The sequence below is a fragment of the Lutimonas sp. genome, assembly GCF_051011215.1.
In the GTDB taxonomy this organism is placed as follows: Bacteria; Bacteroidota; Bacteroidia; order Flavobacteriales; family Flavobacteriaceae; genus Lutimonas.
On sequence record NZ_JBPCUJ010000092.1, the window covers coordinates 1 to 3,404 of the forward strand.

The window sequence follows — 3,404 nt, forward strand, 5'->3', positions numbered from 1 at the left end:
GACTTAGGTGAGGCCAAAGACATTTCGAAGGATATTGTCCAAAACCTTGAAAAGATCACGCATCATGGCAAGCGTGCGAGTAGCATCGTTAAAGGTATGTTAGAACATTCCAGAAATAGTTCTGGAAAGAAAGAATTTGTGGATCTGAACGTGTTGTCAGATGAATATTTACGATTGGCCTATCACGGATTAAGAGCAAAAGATAAATCGTTTAATGCGGATTTTAAAACAGATTTTGATGAGACACTACCAAAGGTTGAAATCATTCCTCAAGATGTAGGCAGGGTGGTTCTTAACATCATTAACAATGCTTTTTTTGCTGTTACTTCGATACCCGAAAAGGATCGGGTAGAGGGTTTTAAACCACTGGTAACGGTGAAAACAAAAAACATGAAAAATCAAGCTATGATCTCCATTAAAGATAATGGCCCTGGTATTCCAAAAGAACTTAAAGATAAAATTTTCCAACCCTTCTTTACGACCAAACCGACTGGTAAAGGGACCGGCCTTGGATTGTCTTTGGCCTATGATATTGTTACCACAGGTCATGGAGGTGCCATTGAGTTAAATACAGAACCAGGAAAAGGCACTGAGTTTGTCATTTATATTCCGATAAAGAAATAGAATATTCAAATTTTGAAATAAAAGAATAAAGAGTCCCCTAACAAACAAAATAAAATGAGCATGAGAATTTTAGTAGTCGATGATGAAAAGGATGTAGAATTATTATTCAGACAAAAATTTAGAAAGGAAGTTAAGAGTAAAAGTCTTGAATTGGTCTTTGCTTTTTCAGGACAGGAAGCCCTGGATATACTTCAGCGCAGCAACCCACCAAAAGTGGTTTACATATTTTCGGATATAAACATGCCCGGAATGACTGGTTTGGAGCTTCTTGAAGAAGTGAAGAAACGGTATCCGGAAATTAAAATAAGTATGATATCTGCCTATGGAGATAGTGATAATTACAACAAGGCTATCAATTCCGGGGCCAAAGAGTTTTTTACCAAACCCATAGATTTTGTTTCATTAAAAGAAGAAATTAAGGGATTAATCAATTAAAATCAATGTAGCATATGATGACTAAGATACTTGTTGTTGATGATGAAGAGGATTTGAAAATCCTTATAAAACAACGTTTTCGACGTAAAATACGCAACAATGAATACGATTTTGTTTTTGCAGAAAATGGCAGGCATGCCCTGGAACAATTGGCAAAACATGAAGATGTTGATCTTATTTTAAGTGATATCAACATGCCCGAAATGGATGGCCTTACTTTATTAAGTCGTTTAAACGAACAAAATTCCTTGTTGAAGTCGGTGATGGTTTCTGCTTACGGTGATATGGAAAACATTAGAATGGCCATGAACAGAGGGGCCTTCGATTTTATTACAAAGCCTATCGATTTTAAAGACTTAGAAATTACAATAGAAAAGACAATTGCGCACGTAGAAACAGTAAAAAAGACGCTTCAGGCAGTAAAAGAAAATAATATTCTTAGAATGTATGTGGATGAAAATGTAATCAATTTTATGGGCAGTAAGGAGATGAGGACCGCCCTTTTTGAAAGCGAAACTTTAGAAGGAACTGCCGTGTTTATCGACATTTGTGGTTTTACAACCATTAGTGAAAAAGAACCTGCTGATAAGGTTGTTGCTATGCTCAATGCCTATTTTGATATCATGGTAAAAGAAATCATTAAGCATGATGGTGTAGTTGATAAATTTTTAGGTGATGCCGTGATGGCAACTTTTAAAGGTGAGTTTCATCTGGACAGAGCAATTGAAGCCTGTCTTGAAATTAGAAGAGTGATTGAAAAAGCAACCATTGGTATCGGAATAGAATCGTATAAGCCACAAGTCTCTATTGGTATCAACAGTGGTGATATGGTTTGGGGGAATATTGGCTCCTCAACCTTAAAGAGGTTGGATTATACAGTGATTGGAGATGCTGTGAATATTGCAGCTCGATTGCAATCAGCGGCAGATAAGGGACAGATTTTGATTTCTGAAGAGAATTACAAAAAAATCAAGGAATCTTTTAATTGTGATAAAATAGGCGAGATTGTCATGAAGAACAAGTCAAAGCCTGTGATGGTATACCAGGTGCTGAGTTAGGCTGTGGTTCAATAGATCAAATAGTTATGAAGCTATCCAAAAAAGAAGAAAAAGAACTTTTCAAGGTATATAACACCTGGTGGGATAGTTATTTGAATGGAGATGTAGCAACTTACAACTCTTTTCTTGATGATGATTTTCGATTTGTGGGATCAACTGATGGTGAGGAGTTTCTGAATAAAAGAGAAACAACGTCTTTTTTAGAAGCAACTGCTGATCAACTGGCTGGCAAAGCGAAATTAGAGAACATCGATAGAACCATAGATTATTTTGAAGGAATGGTTTTGTTTACCGATTTGGCGGATGCCTATATTCTGGATGGAAAGGAATGGGTGTATTATGCCAGATTCAGATTCACTTCTTTAATGAGAAATACTTCAAAGGGCTGGCGTTTTTTTTACCAGCATTTTTCTACCCCAGATCTGAAGGCGGAAGAAGGCGAGACCCTTGGACATGATAAAGTCTCCAGCGAAAATCTGGAACTGCGGAATGCCATTAAACGAAGAACAGCTGAGCTGGAAATTAAAAACCGTGATCTTGAAGTAGAAGCGGCATTGGAACGGGTACGTTCCCGGGTAGTTGCCATGCAGGATTCTGAAGATTTGTTGGACATTGTTGTGACTATGCGTAATGAGTTTATTCAACTGGGGCACCGCGCAGATTATTTTTGGCATATGACCTGGTTGGAAGAAAAATTCGAAAAATCGATGACATCCGGGGATGGAAGCCGAATAGGTATGATCATGGAATTGCCAAGAGACTTTCACAGTCATTATGAAGGTATGGACGAATGGGAAGCCAATGATGAACCTATAATGGTTTTAGCCCTGGAAACGGATAAAGCACTGGATTACCTGCACAAGATGGTCACCTTAGGCGATTTTAAACGCGTGGACCCCAATGCTCCAACAGAAGAGGATATCAGGCATGTCGGGGGTATTACATTTGTAATGGGGCGAACTTCACACGGAGAAATAGGCTATAGTCTGCCTGGTGTTGTGAAAAATCCTCCGAAAGAGGATCTTCTTATTCTGGAGCGTTTTGCAACAGTCTTTGACCTGGCTTTTAGTCGATTTCTGGATCTAAAGAAGGCAGAAGCTCAAGCCAGAGAAGCCCGGATTGAAATGGCATTGGAAAAAGTGCGTTCAAGAACCATGGCCATGCAACGTAGTGAAGAGTTGGGTGACACGGCAGAATTATTATTTCAACAAGTTAAAGAATTAGGGATAGAGACCTGGACAACCGGATTTAATATATGGGAAAAAGATAACAATTCATTTATAGACT

4 protein-coding genes are annotated in these 3,404 nt (G+C 38.3%); all 4 read left to right on the forward strand.

Annotation, left to right across the window (positions count from 1 at the left end; translation table 11 throughout):
- A partial coding sequence (locus ACR2MV_RS08280) for a sensor histidine kinase (RefSeq protein ID WP_434021439.1) occupies positions 1–624 on the forward strand: 624 nt, incomplete at its 5' end.
- Positions 625–684: 60 nt separating this feature from the next.
- Positions 685–1,059, forward strand: a complete 375-nt coding sequence (locus tag ACR2MV_RS08285) for a response regulator (protein ID WP_434021440.1) — start codon at positions 685–687, stop codon at positions 1,057–1,059.
- Between the two features lie 14 nt (positions 1,060–1,073).
- Complete coding sequence (locus ACR2MV_RS08290) at positions 1,074–2,117, forward strand: adenylate/guanylate cyclase domain-containing protein (protein WP_434021441.1); 1,044 nt, start codon at positions 1,074–1,076, stop codon at positions 2,115–2,117.
- Between the two features lie 26 nt (positions 2,118–2,143).
- Positions 2,144–3,404 (forward strand): nuclear transport factor 2 family protein (locus tag ACR2MV_RS08295; protein ID WP_434021442.1); only part of this gene is annotated, 1,261 nt, incomplete at its 3' end.